The 20,327-nt window shown below is 72.6% G+C and carries 16 protein-coding genes; 4 read left to right on the top strand and 12 right to left on the bottom strand.

Features of this window, described 5'->3' with window-relative positions:
- Nucleotides 1–5 precede the first annotated feature (5 nt).
- Nucleotides 6–1,580 carry an amidohydrolase family protein gene (locus FHY05_RS13110; RefSeq protein WP_183944896.1) on the bottom strand — a complete coding sequence of 525 codons (1,575 nt, stop codon included), beginning with the start codon at nucleotides 1,578–1,580 and terminating at the stop codon, nucleotides 6–8.
- Nucleotides 1,577–3,931, bottom strand: a complete 2,355-nt coding sequence (locus FHY05_RS13105; protein WP_183944895.1) for a penicillin acylase family protein — start codon at nucleotides 3,929–3,931, stop codon at nucleotides 1,577–1,579. Before FHY05_RS13105 ends, FHY05_RS13110 begins: the two co-directional genes overlap by 4 nt.
- Before the next feature lie 490 nt (nucleotides 3,932–4,421).
- Between FHY05_RS13105 and FHY05_RS13100 the strand changes: the two genes are divergently transcribed.
- The 3 genes from FHY05_RS13100 to FHY05_RS13090 all read left to right on the top strand — a co-directional run bounded on the left by FHY05_RS13100 (nucleotide 4,422) and on the right by FHY05_RS13090 (nucleotide 8,978).
- Nucleotides 4,422–7,391 carry a TonB-dependent siderophore receptor gene (locus FHY05_RS13100; protein WP_183944894.1) on the top strand — a complete coding sequence of 990 codons (2,970 nt, stop codon included), beginning with the start codon at nucleotides 4,422–4,424 and terminating at the stop codon, nucleotides 7,389–7,391.
- Between the two features lie 87 nt (nucleotides 7,392–7,478).
- Nucleotides 7,479–8,369, top strand: coding sequence for a dienelactone hydrolase family protein (locus FHY05_RS13095; protein WP_183944893.1), 891 nt, complete (start codon nucleotides 7,479–7,481; stop codon nucleotides 8,367–8,369).
- Nucleotides 8,370–8,372: 3 nt separating this feature from the next.
- Entirely contained in the window at nucleotides 8,373–8,978 is a 606-nt protein-coding gene (locus tag FHY05_RS13090) for a glutathione S-transferase family protein (protein ID WP_183944892.1), read from the top strand.
- A gap of 235 nt (nucleotides 8,979–9,213) precedes the next feature.
- Here the strand turns inward: FHY05_RS13090 and FHY05_RS13085 are convergent, their stop codons facing one another.
- From FHY05_RS13085 to FHY05_RS13040, 10 genes are all read right to left on the bottom strand, one after another.
- Complete coding sequence (locus tag FHY05_RS13085) at nucleotides 9,214–9,537, bottom strand: hypothetical protein (RefSeq protein WP_183944891.1); 324 nt, start codon at nucleotides 9,535–9,537, stop codon at nucleotides 9,214–9,216.
- A gap of 129 nt (nucleotides 9,538–9,666) precedes the next feature.
- On the bottom strand, nucleotides 9,667–11,046 hold the full coding sequence (gene dacB, locus FHY05_RS13080) for a D-alanyl-D-alanine carboxypeptidase/D-alanyl-D-alanine-endopeptidase (RefSeq protein WP_183944890.1): 1,380 nt from the start codon (nucleotides 11,044–11,046) through the stop codon (nucleotides 9,667–9,669).
- On the bottom strand, nucleotides 11,043–11,927 hold the full coding sequence (locus FHY05_RS13075; protein ID WP_183944935.1) for a LysR family transcriptional regulator: 885 nt from the start codon (nucleotides 11,925–11,927) through the stop codon (nucleotides 11,043–11,045). The genes dacB and FHY05_RS13075 overlap by 4 nt, the downstream gene beginning before the upstream one ends.
- An 11-nt stretch (nucleotides 11,928–11,938) precedes the next feature.
- A complete protein-coding gene (locus tag FHY05_RS13070) occupies nucleotides 11,939–13,174 on the bottom strand; it encodes a dicarboxylate/amino acid:cation symporter (protein ID WP_183944889.1) in 1,236 nt (411 codons plus the stop codon).
- A gap of 69 nt (nucleotides 13,175–13,243) precedes the next feature.
- Nucleotides 13,244–14,233, bottom strand: a complete 990-nt coding sequence (gene dgcA, locus FHY05_RS13065; protein ID WP_183944887.1) for an N-acetyl-D-Glu racemase DgcA — start codon at nucleotides 14,231–14,233, stop codon at nucleotides 13,244–13,246.
- The gene (gene dgcN / locus FHY05_RS13060; protein ID WP_183944884.1) at nucleotides 14,218–15,228 is read right to left on the bottom strand and encodes an N-acetyltransferase DgcN; all 1,011 of its coding nucleotides are present in this window, start codon (nucleotides 15,226–15,228) and stop codon (nucleotides 14,218–14,220) included. Before dgcN ends, dgcA begins: the two co-directional genes overlap by 16 nt.
- A gap of 123 nt (nucleotides 15,229–15,351) precedes the next feature.
- A complete protein-coding gene (locus FHY05_RS13055) occupies nucleotides 15,352–16,257 on the bottom strand; it encodes a flagellar motor protein MotB (protein WP_183944882.1) in 906 nt (301 codons plus the stop codon).
- A 19-nt stretch (nucleotides 16,258–16,276) separates the two neighbouring features.
- A complete protein-coding gene (gene motA / locus FHY05_RS13050) occupies nucleotides 16,277–17,140 on the bottom strand; it encodes a flagellar motor stator protein MotA (RefSeq protein ID WP_183922857.1) in 864 nt (287 codons plus the stop codon).
- Between the two features lie 150 nt (nucleotides 17,141–17,290).
- Entirely contained in the window at nucleotides 17,291–17,638 is a 348-nt protein-coding gene (clpS, locus tag FHY05_RS13045) for an ATP-dependent Clp protease adapter ClpS (protein WP_183944934.1), read from the bottom strand.
- Nucleotides 17,639–17,808: 170 nt separating this feature from the next.
- A complete protein-coding gene (locus FHY05_RS13040) occupies nucleotides 17,809–18,540 on the bottom strand; it encodes a phasin family protein (RefSeq protein ID WP_183944880.1) in 732 nt (243 codons plus the stop codon).
- 130 nt (nucleotides 18,541–18,670) lie between these two features.
- Between FHY05_RS13040 and FHY05_RS13035 the strand changes: the two genes are divergently transcribed.
- Nucleotides 18,671–20,185, top strand: a complete 1,515-nt coding sequence (locus FHY05_RS13035; RefSeq protein ID WP_183944878.1) for a DHA2 family efflux MFS transporter permease subunit — start codon at nucleotides 18,671–18,673, stop codon at nucleotides 20,183–20,185.
- The last annotated feature ends 142 nt before the right edge of the window (nucleotides 20,186–20,327 follow it).

Below are 20,327 nucleotides of genomic sequence, written 5' to 3'. Positions count from 1 at the left end.
CCCGCTCAGCAGCCGCGCGGCGGTTCGCGCAGCAGCACGCGCCCGGCGAGCGCGCCGGTCGGCCTGCCGTTCACCAGCGCGACACGCCCGTTGACCAGCACCGCGGCGACGCCCGCGCCCGGCACACGCGGGTGGAGGTAATCCGCGCGCGGTGCGTAGCGGGTCGGGTCGATCACCGCGATGTCCGCGACATAACCGGCGCGTAGGTAGCCGCGTCCCGCGAGCCGGTAAATGTCGGCGGTCGCCCCGCTCGAGCGCCGCACGAAGTCGGCCAGGCTGATCACGCGGCGCTGGCGGACGTAGACCTGGTACTTGCGCGGGAAGGTGGCGAACTGGCGCGGGTGGCCGTCCGACCCGTCCGAGCTGGTCACCACCCACGGCTGGCGCATGATCAGGTCGACGTCGCGGTCGACCATGTTGAAGCTCGCCACCGCCGCCCCCGCGGGGTCGGTGCGCGCGGCATTGGGCGCGCGCAGGAGGCGGAGCGCGGCGTCGATCGGGTCGACCCGCCACGCCGCCGCCACCTGCGCCAGCGTCCGCCCGGTCCAGGGCTGGCCCGCGCTGGTCAGCAGCAGCGAGGCCGCCCCGCCGCGACGGCGCAGGTTGGCCTGCATCTCGGGCCGGATCCGCACCATCGCGGCGGGATCGTCGAAGCGCGCGATCATGGCGCGGTAGCCGCCATCGAGCGCCCAGCCCGGCACCAGCGCGGCGTCCACCGCCGAGCCCGAGGCGAGCCACGGATATTGGTCCGCGGTGACCTCCTGCCCCGCGCGCCGCGCCGCCTCGATCAGCGCGACCAGCGCGGGCGCCTGACCGTGGACCGCGACGCCGAGCGCCTTCAGGTGCGCGATATGCACCGGCATCGCCGCCTCGCGCCCGATCCGCAGCGCCTCGCGGGTCGAAGCCATCAGTCCGATCGAATAGTCCGATTCGTCGCGCTGATGCGTGTCGTAGAGGCCGCCGCGCGACCCCGCCTCGCGCGCCACCGCGATCACCTCGTCGGTACTGGCATAGCGCTGCGGCGCGTAGAACAGCCCGGTCGAGAAGCCCGTCGCGCCCTGGCACATCGCCCTCGCCACCAGCGCGCGCATCTCGGCCAGTTCGTCGGCCCCGGGCGCACGCGCGGACGCACCCAGCACGCGGCGCCGCACCGCGCCGAAGCCGACGAGGGGCACGGTGTTGGTGCCGATGCCCTTGCCGGCCAGTGCGCGCGCGTCGGCGGCGATGTCCGGGGTGCCATAGCCGTCCACCCCGGTGACGATCGTCGTCACGCCCTGCGCGAGCCAGGCGATATTGGCGCGGACTGCGGCGTCTGGCGAGCGCAGATAGGTGTCCGGATGCGTGTGCGCGTCGATCAACCCCGGGGTGACCAGCTTGCCACGTGCGTCGATCACGCGCTTCGCCGCGCCGCGACGCGAGACCCCGACGTAGCTGATCCGATCGCCGGTCACCTCGACGTCGCCGCGGAAGGGCGGCGCGTCGGCGCCGGTGTAGACCGTGCCGCCGCGGATCGCGACGTCGGGCCGCGCCGGTGCGGGCGCCGCCCCGACCAGCAGCAGCGCGAGCAGCGCGCGCCTCACCGCGCCCCCGCGGGCAGCAGCGTCCGCCGCGTCGCGACCCGCGCGTCGACCGCGGCGCGCCCGAACAGCATCGGCAGCATCCGTCCGGCGATCCAGGACGCGTACTGGTCGCGATGATGCGGCGAGGTCGGCGCGTTCGACTGGCCGGGCAGGTTGAGCATCAGCGAGCGGTCCCATGCCCCGACGTCGATCACCTGGAGATAGCTCGCCCCGCCGCGCGTGCGCCAGTCCGGCCCGTCGCCGAGCCAGCGCGCCATCACCGTATAGCCGTCACCGCCCGAGCCGCCGCCCTCGATCACCGGGAAGGCGGCGGCGATCGCGGGGATGCGCGACAGCGGGTGGCGGATCGTCACCCGGTGGAGCCGGTACCAGCGCCACGTCCGCGCGTCCGGCCCCATCAGCACGACGGCACGATCCCACGCGCTCGCCAGCGCGGCGGCGAGCAGCGCGTCGCGCGCGGCCGCCGGATTTGCGCCGAGCCGCCGGTCGGGGTGCGCGAGCAGGTCGAGCAGCACCGAGGGTGCGATCTCGGTGACGAGGTGGCGCGCGCGCGCGGGCACGATCGCGGCGAGCACGCGCTGGCCGAGCTCGCGCCACAGGATCTCGAACAGCGCCGCGGCGGCACTGTCGGCGTCGACCCGCGCGTCCCAGCCGCGCAGCAGCGTCACGGCGGGCGCCCCGCCCGCGGGCAGCAGCGCGAGCAGCTGCCGCGCCGGTGCGGAGAGCGTGTCGTGCTGCAGCGCCACGCTGTCGGCGAGCGTGTGGCGCGGCTGTGCGGCGAGCACCGCCGCGATCCGCTCGTAGCGATAGGGGTCGCGGAAGGAGCGCGCCGGGATGCGGTCGCGTGGCCAGCCGGCGGGCAGATTGTCCTGGTTGGCGGAGGCGAACCAGCCCGCGGGCGGGTTGTAGACGCTCGGCAGCGCGCGATAGTCGCGGTAGCCGGTCCAGTCGTAGCGCCCGTCGCCCGGCACCGGCAGCAGCCCGTCGCCGCGCCGGCGCTGCGGCACGAAGCCGATCACCTGCCAGCCGTGGTTGCCGGCGATGTCCGCGTAGTGGAAATTGGTCGGCGAGGGATGGAGTTTGAACGCCTCCTTGAGGCCCTGCCAGTCGCGCGCGAGATTGATCGCGATCATCGCGAAGGCGCCGCTCGCGCCCGGCTGCATCGCGATCGAGCCGAGCGCGGTGGCGCGGCGCCTCGTGGGATCGTGGCTCACCACCGGGCCGTGGACCGAGTGGCGCAGCGTCGCGCGGTGCGGCGCGGCGCCCTTGACCGGGATCGTCACCGCGCGCGTGTCGAACGCCTTCCACCCGCCGGCGTGGCGGTAGCGCTCGGGGTCGCTCGGGTGGAGCTCGAGGACGAACAGATCCTCCTGGTCGATGTGGAAGTTGGTGCGGCCGAAGGCGAACTGGTCGGTATGCCCCTGCATGATCCCGGGCAGGCCCGGCGCACCGCCGCCGATCACGTCGAGCCCGGGCGCGCTGAGATGCGCGACGTGGCGGGGGCCGAAGCCGCCGAGCCCGAGGTGCGGGTCGTTGGCGAGGATCGCGCGCCCGGTGGCGCTGCGCGAGGGCGCGATCGTCCACGCATTGCTGCCCGCGTTAGCGGCGTCGACACGTTCGCCGCGCGTCGGCGTGTCGGGGCCGAAGGGTAGACCGCCGAGGTTGAGCGCGGCGAGATCGTGGTCGCTCACCGCGGCGACGTCGAGCCCCTCGGGCACGCGCAGCACGCCCGCGGGGCGGAGCGGCGCCATGATCGCGTCGAGGTCGAGCAGCCCGAGCGCGGCGAGCTGCGCCCGGCGCAGCTCGTCGTCGGTGTTGCCCGCCGACGCGCCGCGCGCGAGCACGAAGTCGCGCACGTCCCAGCGCAGGGGCGTGACGCCGAGGATGCCATATTCGGGCGGCAACAGCGCGGGGTCGGCGGTGACCTCCGCGATCCGCGCGTTGATCCCGGCGACATAGCCGCGCGCGCTGGCGAGTATGTCGGCAGGGATCCGCGCCAGCTCGGCGTCGAGGTCGCCGCGATAGTGGAACAGCCGTGCGGTGGCGTCGTGCGGCGCGAAGTCGGCGCCGAACGCCTCGGCGAGTCGGCCGAGCTCGCGGCGGTGCGCGAGGTCGATCTGGAAGAGACGGTCGCGCGCGACGACATAGCCCTGGCCGAAGAACGCATCCGGGATCGACGACGCGCGGATATGCGGCACGCCGTAGACGTCGTCGACGATCTCGACCGGTGCGGTGAGACCAGCGGCGAGGGTGTGGTTCGAGGCGGGCGCCGTCTGCGCGCGTGTGCGCCACGCCGGGGCGAGCGCCAGCGTCGCGGCGCTGCCGAGCAGGAAGGAGCGACGGTCGAGCATTGGGTCTCCCTGTCGTACCGGCGGCGGGCGGGATGACGCTACACGCGCAGCATGGGGCGCGCGAGCCGCGATCGGCGGCGGGGGCATAGGTCACGGCTATGGTGTTGCGCGGCGTGCTCGCGCGTCTGACAAGCGCGAGGAGCTGTCCGTGCTACCCGCGGGCGGGAGCCCAGGGGTATCGCGCACCACGCGCGGTCTGTCTGCTCTGGCCCTGGGTTCCCGCTTTCGCAGGAACACAATACGCGCGGAACGCTGGCGACGTCGCGCCCGACCGAGCATCCGGCCGAAGCCATGCCCCGCGTCTATGCCGCTCACAACGTTGCGAAAGGACGAGGCGCTTGACGCTCCCCGCCGTGCCGCTTCACCTTCGGCGCCGATACCCGACACGCCCGGCGCTCGAACGACCGCGGCCGCGGGGGTCGCAGGAGGCGACGGCGGGCCGCGCGGCCCGGCCGAACGCAGCGGCCCTCACGGGTCATAGGGGGCAGAGATGACAGAACAGCGGCACATCGGGCGCGGCAGGCTCCTGGCGGGATGGGGCGGCGGCGCGCTGCTGGCGGCGCTCGCGCTCCCCGCCGTCGGGCAGATCGCGTCGACGGAGCAGGGACCGCCCGCGGGCGAGCTGGCCACGGCGCAGACCGAGGCGGCAGCGCCGGAGGGCGGCGCCGACGTGGTCGTCACCGGCTCGCGCGTGCTGCGCAGCGGCTTCGAGGCGCCCACCCCGCTCACCGTGCTGAGCCAGGAGGAGATCCAGAACGGCTCGCCGAGCAACAACATCGCCGATTTCGTCAACCAGCTGCCCGCGCTCGCCGGCTCGACCCGCCCGGCCAACTCGCGGCTCAACCTGAGCAGCGGCCAGGCCGGGATCAACGCGCTCAACCTGCGCAACCTTGGCGAGACGCGCACCCTGGTGCTGCTCGACGGTCGCCGCTCGGTCGCCTCGACCATCACCGGGCTGGTCGACGTCAACACCATCCCGCAGGCGCTGGTGAAGAGCGTCGAGGTCGTCACCGGCGGCGCCTCCGCCGCCTACGGCTCGGACGCGGTGGCGGGCGTCGTCAACTTCGTGCTCGACAAGGGCTTCGAGGGCATCAAGGTCAGCGCCGACAGCGGCGTGACCGACAAGGGCGACGGCTACAATTACTCGCTCGCGGTCACCGGCGGGCTCAGCTTCGCGGGCGGGCGCGGGCACCTCGTCGTCAACGCCGAGCTGGCGCACCGCGACGGCATCTTCCAGGTCGATCGCGACTGGAACGCGACCGGCTATGTCCGCATCCAGGACCCGAACTGGACCGCGACCAGCACCACCCCGCAGTTCCTGATCCGCCGCCAGGTCGGCGCGGTCAACTCGACCCCGGGCGGGATCGTCACCGCCTCGACGGGGGGCACCGCGAACCGATTGCGCGGCTACTATTTCGGCGCCGGCGGCGCGGTGCAGCGGTACAATTACGGCGCGCTGACCTTCCCTGCGCCCGGCGGCAGCGCCGCGCCGACGCTGACTCAGGGTGGCGACTGGCAGGTCAACGACACCGGGCGCCGCATCGGGCTCGACCCGGAGGACGACCGCCACGGCGTGTTCGCGCGCGCCGGCTTCGAGGTGGCGGACGGCGTGGAGCTGTTCGCCGAGGGCTCGTACAACCGCCAGCGCGTGTTCTTCAACGCCGGCCCGAATCTCTCGACCGGCATCACCTACCAGCGCGACAACGCCTTCCTCCAGAACACGCTCGGCCCAGCGCTGCTGAGCGGGATCAACACCGTCACGGTCGCGACCTCCTCGGCCGACCTGCCGTTCCGCGCGGTCGACAACCGCCGCGAGGTGCAGCGCTACGTCATCGGGGCGGAGGGCAGGACTCAGGCATTCGGCCGTCCCGCGACCTGGAACGTCTACGGCCAGTACGGCCGCGCCGACCTGCGCGAGCAGCTCCGCAACGTCATGAACCTGGCGCGCATGAACGCGGCGACGGACGCGGTCTTCGCCGGCGGCACGATCGCCTGCCGCGTCAACACCGACACCAACCCCGCCAATGACGCGCCCGGCTGCGTGCCGCTCAACCGGCTCGGCGTCGGCGTCGCCGATCCCGCCGCGGTGCGCTATGTCCTCGGCGATCCCTATCGCGACGAGACGGTGGAGCAATGGGTTACCGGCGCCAACGTCGCGTTCAACCCCTTCGCCACCTGGGCGGGCGACGTCAGCCTCGCGCTCGGCGCGGAATATCGCCGCGAGAAGATCACCGGCTTCGTCCCCGCCGAGTTCCAGCCGGTCGTCACCCAGACCAGCACCGCCAACGCCTGGTCGGTCGGCAACTACCTCCCCACCAACGGCAGCTATGACGTGAAGGAGGCGTATCTCGAGACGGTGGTGCCGCTCGGGCTCGGGCTGGAGCTCAACGGCGCCGCGCGCGCGACGCGCTACTCCACCGCCGGGTACGTCACGACCTGGAAGGCGGGCGCGACGTGGCGACCGGTCGAGGACATCCGCTTCCGCGTCACGCGCTCGCGCGACATCCGCGCGCCCAACCTCAACGAGCTGTTCCAGGCCGGCGCGGCCAACAGCGACTCGGTGCGCAACCCGGCCTATACCAGCGACGGTGCCAACGGCCCGGCCAGCTTCGGCTATTCCGCCACCGCCACCGGCAACCTCGAGCTGCGCCCGGAGAAGGCCGATTCGTGGAACGCCGGGGTGGTGCTGACGCCGCGCTGGGTGCCCGGCCTCAACCTGTCGGTCGACTATTTCCGCATCGACGTCGACGACGCGATCAGCAGCTTCAGCGCGCAGAACATCATCGACCTGTGCCAGCAGGGCCAGCAGCAGTTCTGCGGTGCCTTCGCGCAGGACCCGGTGCGCTCGACGCCGACGCAGCCGTACCTGCTGTTCCGCACCCAGCCGTTCAACGCCGCCCGGCAGCTGGTCCGCGGAGTCGACATCGACGCCTCCTACCGCGTCGCGCTCGACTCGCTCGGCGTCTCCGCACCGGGCGCGCTGACGCTGCGCGGCGTGGCGACGCGCTACATCGACAATCTGCTCGACACCGGCGTGCCGGGACAGGTGGTGCTCGACTCGGTCGGGGTGAACGGCGGTCAGGCGAGCACGCCGACCTGGCTGTACCGCGTCAGCGCCGGCTATGACGGGCCGGGCTTCTCGATCACCGGGATCGGCCGCGGGGTGAGCGCCGGTCGCTACGCCGCCAACGGAGTCGAGTGCCAGACCAACTGTCCGCTCTCGACGACGCAGTTCCCGACCTATGAAGACAACCACGTCTCCGGGCTGTTCTACGCCGACCTCAACCTCGCCGCGAAGGTACCGATGGCGGGCGCGGAGGCACAGCTGTTCGTCAACGTGACCAACGTGTTCGATCGCTGGCCGCTGCTGCTGCCCGAGACGGGCCTGGCAGCGAACAGCACCTACAGCGACCTGCTCGGCCGCGCCTTCCGGCTCGGCATCCGGATGCAGACCCGCTGAGATGAGGCGGGGCCACTCGCGCATGGCCCCGCCGCCCCCGCCCCGCTAGGCTCGCGCCCGAGAAGCGACGAATCACGGGAGCGGGCGATGGACCGGAACGACCCTGGGCTGCGCGACGCCGCGGTGCGGCTGTACGACGACTTCACCCACGAGCATCGCGACCGCCGCGCCTTGCTGCGCCAGATGACCGCGCTGGCGGGCTCGGCCGCGGCGGCGGAGGCGCTGATCCTCGGCATCGCCGCGAGCCCCGCCGCCGCCGCGCAGATCGACCCCGCGGACAAGCGGCTGATCACGCGCAAGGGCGGCTTCACGCTCGCTGGCGGCAGCAGCATCACCGGCTATTTCGCGGCGCCGCGGAAAGTCGCGGGCAAGCTCGGCGCGGTGATGGTGATCCACGAGAACCGCGGGCTCCAGCCGCATATCGAGGACGTCGCGCGCCGCGTCGCGCTCGCCGGCTTCTTCGCGTTCGCGCCCGACTTCCTGTCCAGCGCGGGCGGCACGCCGGCGGACGAGGACAAGGCGCGCGAGCTGATCGGCCGGCTCGACTATGACGCGACGATCGCCACCGCGGTGGCGGTGGTGACGCGGCTCGGCCGGCGCGCCAATGGCAACGGCAAGGTCGGCACGGTGGGATTCTGCTGGGGCGGCGCGCTGGTCGATCGGGTCGCGCTGGCCGCCGGGCCGGCGCTGGCCGCGGGCGTGAGCTACTACGGTCCCGCCCCGGATCCGGCCGAGGCGGCCAAGCTCCAGGTGCCGCTGCTGCTCCATTACGCCGGGAAGGACACGCGCGTGGCGCAGACCGCCGAGCCCTGGGTCGCCGCGCTGCGCGCCGCCGGCAAGCCGTTCGAGGCCTTCACCTATCCGGGGGTCGACCACGCCTTCAACAACGACACGTCGGCGGAGCGCTACAACAAGGCCGCAGCCGACCTCGCCTGGCAGCGCACCACCGCCTTCCTCCACCAGCATCTGGACGCCTGATCGATGACGCTCACCTTCTTCACTCACCCGCGGTCGCGCAGCCGCAGCGCGCGCTGGATGCTCGAGGAGATCGGCGCGCCCTACCAGTCGGTGGTGATCGATTTCGACAAGAAGCCCGCCGCGCTGCTCGAGGCCAACCCGCTCGGCAAGGTGCCGGTGATCGTCCACGACGGGCAGGTGGTGAGCGAGGCGGCGGCGATCTGCGCCTATTTGGCGGAGGCCTTCCCCGAGGCGGGACTGGCTCCGCGCGGCGACGAGCGCGCGGCCTATTATCGCTGGCTGTTCTTCGCCTCGGGGCCGCTCGAGGCGGCGATGGTCGACAAGGCATTGGGCGTGCAGGTGCCGCCCGATCGCGAGGGGATGGTGGGCTACGCCAGCTTCGCGCGCGCGGTCGACGCCTTCGAGCGCGCGCTGGAGGGACGCGACTATGTCGCGGGAGACCGCTTCACCGCGGCGGACGTGTTCGTCGGCAGCGCCGTTGGGTTCTTCACCGGCTTCGGCCTGCTCGAGCCGCGCGAGACGTTCATGGCCTATCTCGACCGCGTCCGCGCCCGCCCGGCGTGGCAGCGCGCCAACGACATCGACGACGCGCTGCTGAAGGGGAGGTAGGGGGGCCGAATATCCCCTCGCCGGTTGCCGGCACAGGTCGGGGTGCAGGTGCGAAGCCGCCGGCAGGGGGCGACACCAGCCCCCCGTCATCCCGGCCTCGCGTCGGGGCCCATGGCTCCCCATACGCGCCGGCCGGAGCGTACACGGAGGGATGGATCCCGGCTCAAGGCCGGGACGACGGCGAGCAGAGCGTGTGAGAGGCCCGCCCCCTCATCGGGAAGCGGGCCTCTCATGCTCAGCGATGATGGCGCCGGTCGTGCTTGTCGTAGCGCACCCGCGCGCTCAGCGCATCGAAGCGGCGGTCGAGGTCGCGGCGCTCCGACGCTGACAGGCCGTCGCGGCGATAGCGGCCCTCCAGCGCGGCGAGCTGCCGCGACTCCTGCCGCAGCCGGCGCGCCTCGTTGCGGTTGAGCGCGCCCGAGCGGATGCCCTGGTCGATGCGCTGGTCGAGCCGCGCCTGGCGCTGGTTGATCGACTGCCACGGCGCCGCGCTGGCGATCCCCGGCACCACGACGGCGGCGAGCCCGAGCCCGGCGATCACGGTCTTGAGACGGTTCATGTCACGCTCCTTTTCCCTCGGCCGCGGCGTCGCGGCCCGGTGATGAGAGTGATAGGCGGCATCCTTCGCGAAACTGTCCCACCGAACGAGCGAAAGTGTAACCGACTGTCGCGCCGCCGCGCGCGCCGTTCAGTTTCGCGCCGCGATCTCCGCCAGCGCGCGGTCGATCGCGCGCGTCGCCGAGGCGTCGTCCGCCATGTCGTTGGCGATAGCGGAGAAGGTCAGCGTTCGCCCGCTCGCCGCGACGAGGAAGCCGGACAGCGCGTTGGCGGCGTTGAGCGAGCCCGTCTTGGCGAACACCTTGCCCGCCAGCGGCGTGCCCGTGAAGCGCCGCGCCAGCGTGCCGTCGACCGCGCCGACCGGCAGTGTATCACGGAACGCCGCGCCCCAGGGCTGCGCCTGCGTCCAGCGCAGCAGCGCCACCGCCGCGCGCGGGGTGATCCGGTCGTAATTGGACATGCCCGACCCGTCGGCGAACTCGGTCGCGGCGCCCGCCACACCGGCGCGGTCGAGCAAGGCCCGCACCGCGGCCTGGCCGTCCGCCACCGAGCCGCTGCCGCGCACCGCGCCGACGCGGCGCAGCAGCAGCTCGGCGTGAAGGTTCTGGCTCGCCTTCATCGTCGCGCGCAGGTCCTCGGCGAGCGGCGGCGGTGTCAGCCGTGCGAGTACCGCAGGTTCGGGCGCTCGCGACACGGGCGCCGCGCCGCGCCGCGCCGGCTCGTCGGCCTCGGAGGAGGGCCGATGCCGCATCGTCACCCGGCCGGTCACCCGCACCCCCGCCGCACGGAGCAGCGCCGCGAGCCGCCACGCCGCGCGATGCGCCGGATCGTCGACCGCGACCGATAACGTCGTCGGCGCGCCCGCGGGAACGGTGCCGACGACCCGTAGCAGGTCGCTTCCCGGCAGGCGCGTCGCGCCGAGCGACGCCCGCGTGCCGCCGGTGACGGCGCGCGATACGACGCGGAAGTAACCGTCGCCGCTCACCGTCGCGGCGGCGCCGACGCGCTCGCCGGGGCTCACCGTCACCGCGACGACATTGTCGTCCACCGTCAGCGCCGAGATCGCGGTGCCGTAGCGCCCCGCCATGTTGTTCCAGCTCATCCCCGCGGGCCAGCGCTCGTCGGGGAAGGCGGTGTCGTCGCCGATCACGTCGCGCACGACGCGGGTCCGCGCCGCGACCGCGCGCGCCAGCTCGGCGAGGCAGTCGACCCGGCAGTCGGGCGCGCTCGACAGGCGCGCGTCGCCGTGCCCGGCGAGCACGACGTCCCGCCCCTCCCGCCGCACCGTGGCGCCGCCGGCCGCGTCGGGCGCCGCGGTGTCGAGCGTGGCGAAGGCCGCGGCGGCGGTGAAGAGCTTGGCGTTGGAGGCGGGGACGAAGCGCTCGTCGGCGCGCTCGGCGACCAGCTCGTGCCCCTCGGCGTCGACCACCAGCAGCCCCAACCGGGTTCCCGGCGGTAGGTCGCCGGGCGCCGCGGCGAGCAGCCCCAGCGCGAGCAATGCGCGTCTCATCGCCCCTCGATCACGTCGGAGAGCAGCGCGAGGAACTCGCCCGCGAGGGCGCTCGGGGGGCGGTCGAGCAGGTGGATGGCGTGGACGTCGAAGGTCAGCGGCGGCTTGAGCGAGCGCGTCGCCAGCCCCGGTTGCATCGCCGCGTCGGCGGTGAAATTGTCGACCACGGTCAGCCCCACGCCCGCGCGCACCAGTGCCGCGGCGATGTAGAAGGTGCGCGCCGAGGCGATGTCGTCGAGCTCGAGCCCGAGCCGCTCGAGCTCGTCGGTGAACAGCCGACCGATCGGCCCGCTCGCCGCCAGCGTGATGAAGGGATGCCCCGCGATCCGCGCCAGCTCGAGCCGCGGCGGCGCGGCGGGCAGGTCGTGCTCGCGGTACAGCACCACCAGCTCGCCCTCGCCGAGCCAGCTCTGCCCCAGCGGCGCGCCGCGCGGCACCTCGTTGGCGATCGCGATGTCGCACTCGCGCTCGTAGAGCTTGCGCAGCAGGTCGTCGTGATGGACGGTCTGGAGGTCGAAGCGCGCGCGCGGGTGGCGGCGCAGGAAGCGCGCCACCGCGATCGGCAGTACGCCAAGCGCGAGGCTCGGCAGCGCCGAGATGCGCAGCGTCGTCCCCGCGCCTGCGCGCAGGTTGCGCCCGGCCTCGCGCAACGCGCGGACGCGGTCCTGGATCTCCGCCACGTCGCCGAACAGCGCGTGCGCGTCCTCGGTCGGCACGAGCCGGCCGCTGACCCGCTGGAACAGTTCGAAGCCGAGCAGCGACTCGGCGTGGCGCAGCGTCTTGGACACCGAGGGCTGCGACACCGCCAGCGCGCGCGCCGCGGCGCTGACCGAGCCGTTGACGTAGACCGCGTGGAAGATCTCGATATGCCGCAGATTCATCGACATGGCGACTAGCCCGCGGGCGGCGGCGCGGCCAGCGCGGCGCGTTCCTCGGCGCGCGCGACCAGGGCGGTGACGGTGAGATTGGCCGAGGCCGAGGGCACGGTGCGCGTCATGTCGAGCAGCCGGTCGAACGGCAGCACCAGCCCGACCACCAGCGCGGTCTGTTCGGCGCTCACCCCCACGGCGGAGAGCATCGCGGCCAGCATGAACAGCGACGCCGACGGCACCGGCGCGGTGCCGAACGCGGCCAGCGCGCCCGTCAGCCACATCACGACCAGCATCGTCACGTCGGGCACGACGCCGAGCGACTGGAGCGCGAACTGGCCGAGCAGCCCGACGTAGAGCGCGGTGCCGTCCTTGCCGACGCTCGCGCCGAGCGGCAGCACCGTGCCCGCGATCGCGCGCTCGATCCCGAGCCGATCGGTCGCGACCCGCAGCGCCACTGGCAGCGTGGCGGAGGAGGAGGCGGTCGAGAAAGCGACGACCAGCGCGTCGGCGCTGCCGCGGAAGAAGCGCGCCACGCCTAGCCGTGCGACGAGACGGAGCAGCGCGGCGTGGAAGGCGATCTGCACCAGCGAGCCGAGCACCACCGCGAGCGCGAGCCAGCCGACATGGACGAACACCGAGGCGCCGCCGCTCGCCACCGCGTTGGCGACCAGCGCGGCGACGCCGAACGGGGTCAGCTCCATCACCCCGCGCACGACCTGGAGCAGCACCGCGGCGAGCCCCTGGAGCAGCGCGGTCACCGGCCGCCCTGCCTCACCAGCGACGACACTGCCGGTGCCGAGCAGCACCGCGACGAGAATGATCGCGAGCATGTCGCCGCGCGCCAGCGCCTCGACGATGTTGGTCGGCACGATCGCGAGCAGCTGCTCGGCCGGCGTCGGCGGTGTGCCGAGCGCGTGCGGCGCCACACCGGCGAAGCGCACACCCGCGCCGGGCCGCAGTAACAGCCCGCTCGCCATGCCGAGCGCGACCGCCACCAGCGTGGTCGCGGCGAACCAGCCGAGCGCGCGTCCCCCGATCGGCCCGAGCCGGCGCGGATCGCCGAGCGCGGCGATCCCGGCGGCGATCGTGACGAGCACCACGGGCACGACGAGCATGCGGATGAGGCGCACGAACAGCTCGCCGACCAGCCGGACCGCGGCCGCGCCCTCGGGCCAGAGCGCGCCGAGCAGCACGCCGAGCGCGAGGCCGGCGAGGACGCGTTGCCACAGCGGGATCGCGAACCAGCGCGCCGTCATGCGCGAGCCCGGCGGGATGCGCGTGCGACGCTCACCCGCGCAGGCGCTCTCGATGCCGGCTGCTGACGCTCATGCGCCACCCCAGAATCCCGCGTCGGGCGGCGCCAGCACGCCGTCGCGATCGCTCACGCCGCCGGTATAGTCCTCCGCCAGCCACAGCGGCCCGTCGAGGTCGACGAAGGCCGCGCCCCCGGCGAGCAGCAGCGCGGGCGCGATCCCCAGCGACGAGCACACCATACAGCCCACCATCAGCCCGAAGCCGCGCGCCTCGGCCGCGCGCGCCAGCGCCAGCGCGGCGGTGAGCCCGCCCGCCTTGTCGAGCTTGACGTTGACATGAGTGTAGCGCCCGGCGAGCCGATCGAGGTCGTCGATCGTGTGGAGCGACTCGTCGGCGCACACCGGCACGCTCGGCCGCCGCGCCGCCAGCACCTCGTCCTCGTCGGCGGGGAGCGGCTGCTCGAGCAGGTCGACTCGCTGCGCCACCAGGAAGGCGTCGAGCCCGGCGAGGTCGGCGGCGCCCCAGCTCTCATTGGGGTCGACGATCAGCCGCGCCTCGGGCGCCGCGGCGCGCACCGCGGCGATCTGCGCCTCGGGCGCGGCGCGGTCGACCTTCACCTTGAGCAGCGGCGCGCGCGCGTGCCGCGCCGCCGCCGCCGCCATCGCGGCGGGTTCGTCGATCGCGATGGTGATCGCCGAGGCGACCGGCGATGCCGCGGCGATGCCGGCGAGCGCGGCCACGCTGCTGCCCGCGACGCGCGCCTCCAGGTCCCACAGGGCGGCGTCGAGCGCGTTGCGCGCCGCACCCGGCGGCAGCGCGCGCGTCAGGTCGTCGCGCCCTGCACCGCTCTCCACCAGCGGTGCCACCTGGGCCAGCGCGGCGAGCGAGTCCGCGACCGTCCCGCCGTAGCGTGGGTAGGGCACACCCTCGCCGCGGCCCACGTGCGTGCCCTGCGTCACCGTCACCGTCACGACGTCCGCCGCGGTCTTGCTGCCGCGCGCGATGCGGAAGGGCGCGCGCAGCGGGTAGGAGTCGTGGCGGGCGATCAGGGTGCGAAACATGCGAGCATCTCGTCGGCGATCGGCGAAGCACCGAAACGATAGGGATCGGTGCACGGCAAGGCCAGCCGCGCCGCAGTCTCCGCGCACAGCCGCCGCGCCGCAGGCTCGTCGAGCGCCGCGGTGTTGAGTGCAGCCCCGACCGCGCGCACCTCGGGGCTGGTCAGCCGCGCTACTGCGAGATTGGCGTCGAGACACTCCTCGAGTGTCGGCAGCGGGTAGTGCGGCAGGCCGCGCATGTGCGTGCGCGACGGATCGTGGCACAGCAGCAGCGCGGCCGGCTGCGCGCCGTGGAGCAGCCCGGTCGATACGCCGGCGAACGAGGGGTGGAACAGCGAGCCCTGCCCCTCGATCAGGTCCCAGCCGTCGTCCGCGCGCGCGGGCGCGAGCGCCTCGATCGCGCCGCTGATGAAGTCCGCCACCACCGCGTCGACCGGCACGCCCTCACCCGCGATCAGGATGCCGGTCTGGCCGGTGGCGCGGAAATCGGCCGTGATCCCGCGCGCGCGCAGCTCGTCGCGCAGGCAGAGCGTGGCGTACATCTTGCCGACCGAGCAGTCGGTGCCGATCGTGAGCAGCCGCTTGCCGGCGCGGCGCTTGCCATCGCCGACGCGCAGGTCACGCGACGGATCGCGCACGTCGTGCAGTTCGACCCCGGCCGCCGCCGCCGCCGCGACCAGCCGGGGGTGATCGCGCAGGCGCTGGTGGAGCCCGGCGGCGACGTGGAGCCCCGCCGCGATCGCCGCCAATGCGTCCTCCACCAGGTCGGGCGCGAGCGTGCCGCCGGCGTTGGCGATGCCCAGCACCAGCGTGCGCGCGCCCGCCGCGCGGGCGGCCGCCGGGTCGAGCCGCGGGAGGTCGAGGGTCAGCGGGCCGTCGTCGTGGCGCCACTCGCCGACGCAATCGGCGCGGCGGAAGGTGGCGAGACCGCGCGAGGTCTTGATCCCGACGAAATCGTCGGAACGGCCGAGGTACAGCAGATAGGGGGCGGGGATCATCGCGCACCTGCTCGCGGGAAGGGAGCAGCGAGCCTAGCGGCGCCGTGCCGCGCCGCCAGTGGCGTGCGCGGCGCGGCCTATAACGCGCGGCTATGCGACGACGCGGGCACGCCCCCGCGCGCCTCAGTCGCCGAAGGTACCGGCCCGATACAGCAGGGTGATCGCGACGCGGCGGTTGCGCGGATCCTGCGGGTTGTCCGCCACCATCGGCTCGCGGTCCGCCACGCCCTCGATCCGGTTGAAGCGCGCCTCGGGCAGCCCCGCCAGCGCGAGCCGGCGACGCGTCGCCTCGGCGCGGCCCGAGGACAGCATCCAGTTGTTCATCGCGCGCGGGTCACCCCAGGCGAGGCTGTCGGTATGCCCGCGGATCATGATCGGGTTGGGCATGTCCTTGATGCCGCGCGCCACCAGCCCGATCAGCTCGGCCGCCTCGGGCTCGAGCGCGGTCGTGCCGAGCGCGAACATCGAGTAATCGGCGTCGTCGACCAGGTCGATGCGCAGCCCCTGCGGGGTCATGGTGAAGCGGATGTGCTTGGCCAGCCGCGCCAGCTCCTTGGTCTCGGCGATGCGCTTCATCACCTCGTCGCGCAGCTTGGCGAAGTTCTTGGCATCCTCCTTGGTCGCCTGCGCGGCGCTGCGCAGTGAGCCCTTCGGGCCGAAGCCCTTCACCTCGGCGTTCTGCGGCGTCGAGGTGACGATCGCCACCGCGCGGATGTCCGACATGCCCGCCTTGGGGCCCATCTTCATCTTGGAGGTGAGCGACTCGCCGCCGAACAGCCCGTTGCCGCCGATGCCGACGCGCTTCTTGTCGATCAGCGTCGGCGCGAAATAGTCGGCGATGCCCTTGCGCTGCTTCTCGGTGGTGGCGCCGAGCAGCCACAGCAGCAGGAAGAAGGCCATCATCGCGGTGACGAAATCGGCGTAGGCGACCTTCCACGCGCCGCCGTGGTGGCCGCCGCCGCCCTCGATGTAGATCTTCTTGTAGATGATCTTCGGCGGGACGTTCGCGCCGTGCGGGGCCTTGGCCATGGCTCAGTCGCTCCCCGCCTTACTTGCCGCGCAGGCCGTCGAACACCTCGGCGAAGCCGGGCTGGTTCTTGTGGTCGATCCCCGAGCGCGCCGCCTCGATCACCAGCGGCTGCGGGTGACCGTGCAGCGAGGCGATGATGATCTGCTTGACGACATGGTAGATCGCGCCGTCCGCCGCGATCACCTGCTGGAGCCGGCTGGCGAGCGGGTTGACGATGCCGTAGGCGAGCAGCACGCCCATGAAGGTGCCGACCAGCGCCGAGCCGATCATCCCGCCGAGCACCGACGGCGGCTTGTCGATCGAGCCCATCGTCTTCACGATGCCCAGCACCGCGGCGACGATGCCCAGCGCCGGCAGCGCGTCGGCGAGGCTCTGCAGCGTGTGGTGCGGCCCCTCGACCTCGTGGTGATGGGTCTTGATGGCGTTGTCCATCACGTCCTCGACCGCGTGGACGTCGAGCGTGCCCGACGACACCACGACCAGGCGCAGCGTGTCGGCGATCAGGTTGACCAGCGTATGGTCCTTGAGCAGCTTGGGATATTCGGCGAAGACGGCGGAGGACTTGGGGTCCTCGACGTGCGGCTCGAGCGCGATCGGGCCTTCCATGCGCAGCATCTTCATCAGCTTGGAGACGAGGAAGATGACGTCGAGATAGTCCTGCTTCTTGTACTTCGGGCCCTTGAAGACCTTGGCGATGCCGCCGCCCATGGCCTTGAGCTCTTTGCCCGAGTTGCCGATGATCAGCGCGCCGGCGGCGGCGCCGCCGATGATCAGCATCTCGTGCGGGATCGCCTCGAACACCGGGCCGAGCGCACCGCCGGTGATGGCGAAGCCGCCGAACACCATGCCGAGAAGGATAACCAGGCCGATACCCGCGAACATGCGATTCCCCGAAGACAGCTAATGTCTGAGGCGGCTGGTTAACCGTGCAGCGGTGGAGAAGTGGTTACCATGCCGGCGCTTCGCGGCAGAGCGGGGGTCAGCGTGGCCGCTGGAACACAGCGCGGCGCGGGGGAGAAGAGAAGTAGACGCTCAAGCCTTCTCGAGCGTGCATTGCAGCGGATGCTGGTTCTGCCGGGCGAAATCGATCACCTGGCTGACCTTGGTCTCGGCGACCTCGTAGCTGAACACGCCGCAGACACCGACCCCCTTCTGGTGGACGTGGAGCATGACCTGCGTGGCCTGCTCGGTCGACATCCGGAAGAAACGTTGCAGGCAGAGGACGACGAACTCCATCGGCGTGTAATCGTCGTTGAGCATCAGCACGCGGTAGGGCGTCGGCTTCTTGGTGCGCGCGCGCGTGCGAGTCGCCACGCCGAGACCGGTCCCGCCGTTCTCCGCGTCATTGTCCTCACCCACCAGGCGGGGGTCGACCGTCATCGAGAAGCTGTGCTGCTGCATCGCCACGCGGCGGGATATGGCATCGACTCGGGCGAGGGCAAGCCCGTCGCGCGCGGAATCGCCGACGCGGCGCTGGGAGCCGAACGCGAGCGGGCGGCCGCGTCGCCGCGACCGCCCGCCCGTGCCGCTCACCGCGGAGTCTCGCCGTGTCAGGCGACCGACTTGATCTTCTCGGCCGCGAGCGCGAAGCGGTTCTGCAGCGGCTTGGCGACGTCGCCCGCCAGCTTCAGCGTCGCCTCGGTCGAGCGCGACGCTTCCTTGACCATCGCGTCGAACGCGCCGCGCCAGTAATCGGCCTGGAGCTGCATCAGCTCGGTCGGCGACTTGACCGACGCGAAGGACTGTACCGTGGTGGCGGTGCTGTCGAAGCGCTCGCGCACGAACGCCGCGGCCTCATGGCCCATCGCCTCGAGACCCTGCGCCGCGATCCGCCCCGACTCGAGCATCGCCTCGACGTTGCCCTTGCCGAAATCGGCCATGTCCTCGGCCACCTTGCGGCCCTTCTCGAACGTCGAGCGGGCCTGCTCGCCCGTCTTGGCGAACGCCGAGCGGGTCTCTTCCTGTGCCTTGTCGGCGAACGACGTCATCGTGTCGGTCATCTCGCGTTCCTTCGCTGCGATCGGAGCCGCGGCTTCTGCCAGCGGCGTCGGGCCGGCGGTCTGCTCGACCGGCGGCTGGGGCTGGCCGGCGGTGTCGTCCGCCGGCAGGGTGGCCGCGTCGACGATCGCCGGCGCGGGTGACGCCGCGTCGGCGAGCGCCGGTGCAGCCGTCGAGGAGGCCGCCGCGGCGGCAGGCTGGGAGCGCTTGGGCGCACGCGCACGCCGGGCGGACGATGTCTCCGCCGCGGCAGTCTGGGTGACGGATGGGGTCTCATCCACCATCAGGATCGCTCCTCTTGTTGCACTGCACAATAGTGACGATCGTCACGACAAGCAAGCATTTTGTGCGATGCGGCGATGACCTGGTCGGTGCGGTTGATCGCGGCGGCGGGGAGGCGCACTAGCGTCCGCGATGAACCTCCTGCCACCGCTGCTCCGCCCGCGCCGCCGCGGTATCGCCTCCGTCAACTCGGAGGTGCGCGACGGCATCGTCCCCGCCGGCGACTCGGTGGCGACCACGACCGACCATGACGGCGGCGAGCCGCACAACCCGCGCTATCGCACCGTGGCGCTGATCATCGCCTGCGCGATGTTCATGGAGAATCTCGACGCCACGGTGCTCGCCACCGCCTTGCCGACGATGGCGCGCGACTTCGCGGTGCGCGCGCCCGAGATGAGCGTCGCGCTCACCTCCTACCTCGTCGCGCTGGCGATGTTCATCCCCGCCTCGGGCATGGTGGCGGACCGGTTCGGCGCCAAGAACGTGTTCCGCGCCGCGATCGGCGTGTTCGTGCTCGGCTCGCTCGCCTGCGGGCTCGCGCCGACGCTCACGACCATGGCGCTGGCGCGCTTCGCGCAGGGGATCGGCGGCGCGATGATGATGCCGGTCGGGCGGCTGGTGCTGCTGCGCTCGGTGGCGAAGCGCGACATGGTATCGGCGATGTCGTGGCTGATCATGCCCGCGCTGATCGGTCCGATCATCGGGCCGCCGGTGGGCGGCTTCATCGTCGACTATCTCGACTGGCGCTGGATCTTCTGGCTCAATCTGCCGATCGGCGTGATCGGTATCCTGCTGGTCGGGCGCTTCATCGTCGACGTGCGCGAGCCCGCGGTGCATCGCTTCGACTGGCCGGGGTTCGTGCTCTCGGCGGTGGCGCTCGGCTGCCTGTTGTTCGGCTTCGAGCTGGCGAGCCGCCAGGGCGAGGGCTCGCTCGCCGCGACGCTGATCGCGGTCGGCGCGGGCGCGGCGGGGCTCTACTGGCGCCATGCGCGGCGGACGGACCACCCGATCCTCGACCTCTCGCTGATGCGGGTGCCGACCTTCCGCCTCTCGGTGCTGGGCGGCTCGCTGACGCGGATCACCCAGGGCGCGCAGCCGTTCCTGCTGCCGCTGCTGCTGCAGCTCGCCTTCGGGCTGAGCGCGGCGCAGAGCGGGTCGATGACGCTCGCCACCGCGATCGGCTCGTTCGGGATGAAGGGCGTGGCGCCGCGGCTGCTGCGCCGCCTCGGCTTCCGCACCAGCCTGGTCTGCCTCGGGCTGCTCGCCACCGCCAGCTACGCGCTGTGCGGGCTGTTCCGCCCGGGCTGGCCGCTGCCCGCGATCTTCGCGGTGATGCTGGTGTCGGGCTTCCTGATGTCGTTCCAGTTCACCGCCTACAACACGATCGCCTACGACGAGATCGCCAAGGAGCGGATGAGCGCGGCGACCAGCTTCTACTCGACCTTCCAGCAGCTGATGCTGTCGCTCGGCATCTGCGCGGGGGCGACCGCGCTGCACGTCTCGATGGCGGCGGCGGGGCGGACGCGGCCCGACTACCCGGACTTCACCGCGGCCTTCTGGACGGTGACCGCGATCTCGTTCGGCGCGCTGTTCGTGAACCTGCGCTTTGACCCGAGGGCGGGGGCGGAGATCAGCGGGCGGGGGTGACGGGAGCGGTGCGCCGACCACCCCGAACCACCCCGGCGAACGCCGGGGTCCAGGTGGGATAGCGGTCGTGAGATGCACCAATCTTCCCCAACTGGACCCCGGCGTTCGCCGGGGTGATGCTTGGGGAAGCATCAGCAACTCG

This window comes from Sphingomonas sp. BK580, from assembly GCF_014194975.1.
Lineage (GTDB): Bacteria > Pseudomonadota > Alphaproteobacteria > Sphingomonadales > Sphingomonadaceae > Sphingomonas.
The sequence above is the reverse complement of the archived record's forward strand: the minus strand, read 5'-3'. Positions and strand labels throughout refer to the sequence as shown.

Coding starts and splice junctions, on each gene's coding strand:
- dgcN (WP_183944884.1), bottom strand. CDS start 15,228: ATGATCCCCGCCCCCTATCTGCTGTACCTCGGCCGTTCCGACGATTTC.
- FHY05_RS13100 (WP_183944894.1), top strand. CDS start 4,422: ATGACAGAACAGCGGCACATCGGGCGCGGCAGGCTCCTGGCGGGATGG.
- FHY05_RS13070 (WP_183944889.1), bottom strand. CDS start 13,174: ATGACGGCGCGCTGGTTCGCGATCCCGCTGTGGCAACGCGTCCTCGCC.
- FHY05_RS13085 (WP_183944891.1), bottom strand. CDS start 9,537: ATGAACCGTCTCAAGACCGTGATCGCCGGGCTCGGGCTCGCCGCCGTC.
- FHY05_RS13040 (WP_183944880.1), bottom strand. CDS start 18,540: ATGGTGGATGAGACCCCATCCGTCACCCAGACTGCCGCGGCGGAGACA.
- dgcA (WP_183944887.1), bottom strand. CDS start 14,233: ATGTTTCGCACCCTGATCGCCCGCCACGACTCCTACCCGCTGCGCGCG.
- FHY05_RS13035 (WP_183944878.1), top strand. CDS start 18,671: ATGAACCTCCTGCCACCGCTGCTCCGCCCGCGCCGCCGCGGTATCGCC.
- FHY05_RS13105 (WP_183944895.1), bottom strand. CDS start 3,931: ATGCTCGACCGTCGCTCCTTCCTGCTCGGCAGCGCCGCGACGCTGGCG.
- FHY05_RS13055 (WP_183944882.1), bottom strand. CDS start 16,257: ATGGCCAAGGCCCCGCACGGCGCGAACGTCCCGCCGAAGATCATCTAC.
- motA (WP_183922857.1), bottom strand. CDS start 17,140: ATGTTCGCGGGTATCGGCCTGGTTATCCTTCTCGGCATGGTGTTCGGC.
- FHY05_RS13095 (WP_183944893.1), top strand. CDS start 7,479: ATGGACCGGAACGACCCTGGGCTGCGCGACGCCGCGGTGCGGCTGTAC.
- dacB (WP_183944890.1), bottom strand. CDS start 11,046: ATGAGACGCGCATTGCTCGCGCTGGGGCTGCTCGCCGCGGCGCCCGGC.
- clpS (WP_183944934.1), bottom strand. CDS start 17,638: ATGACGGTCGACCCCCGCCTGGTGGGTGAGGACAATGACGCGGAGAAC.
- FHY05_RS13090 (WP_183944892.1), top strand. CDS start 8,373: ATGACGCTCACCTTCTTCACTCACCCGCGGTCGCGCAGCCGCAGCGCG.
- FHY05_RS13075 (WP_183944935.1), bottom strand. CDS start 11,927: ATGAATCTGCGGCATATCGAGATCTTCCACGCGGTCTACGTCAACGGC.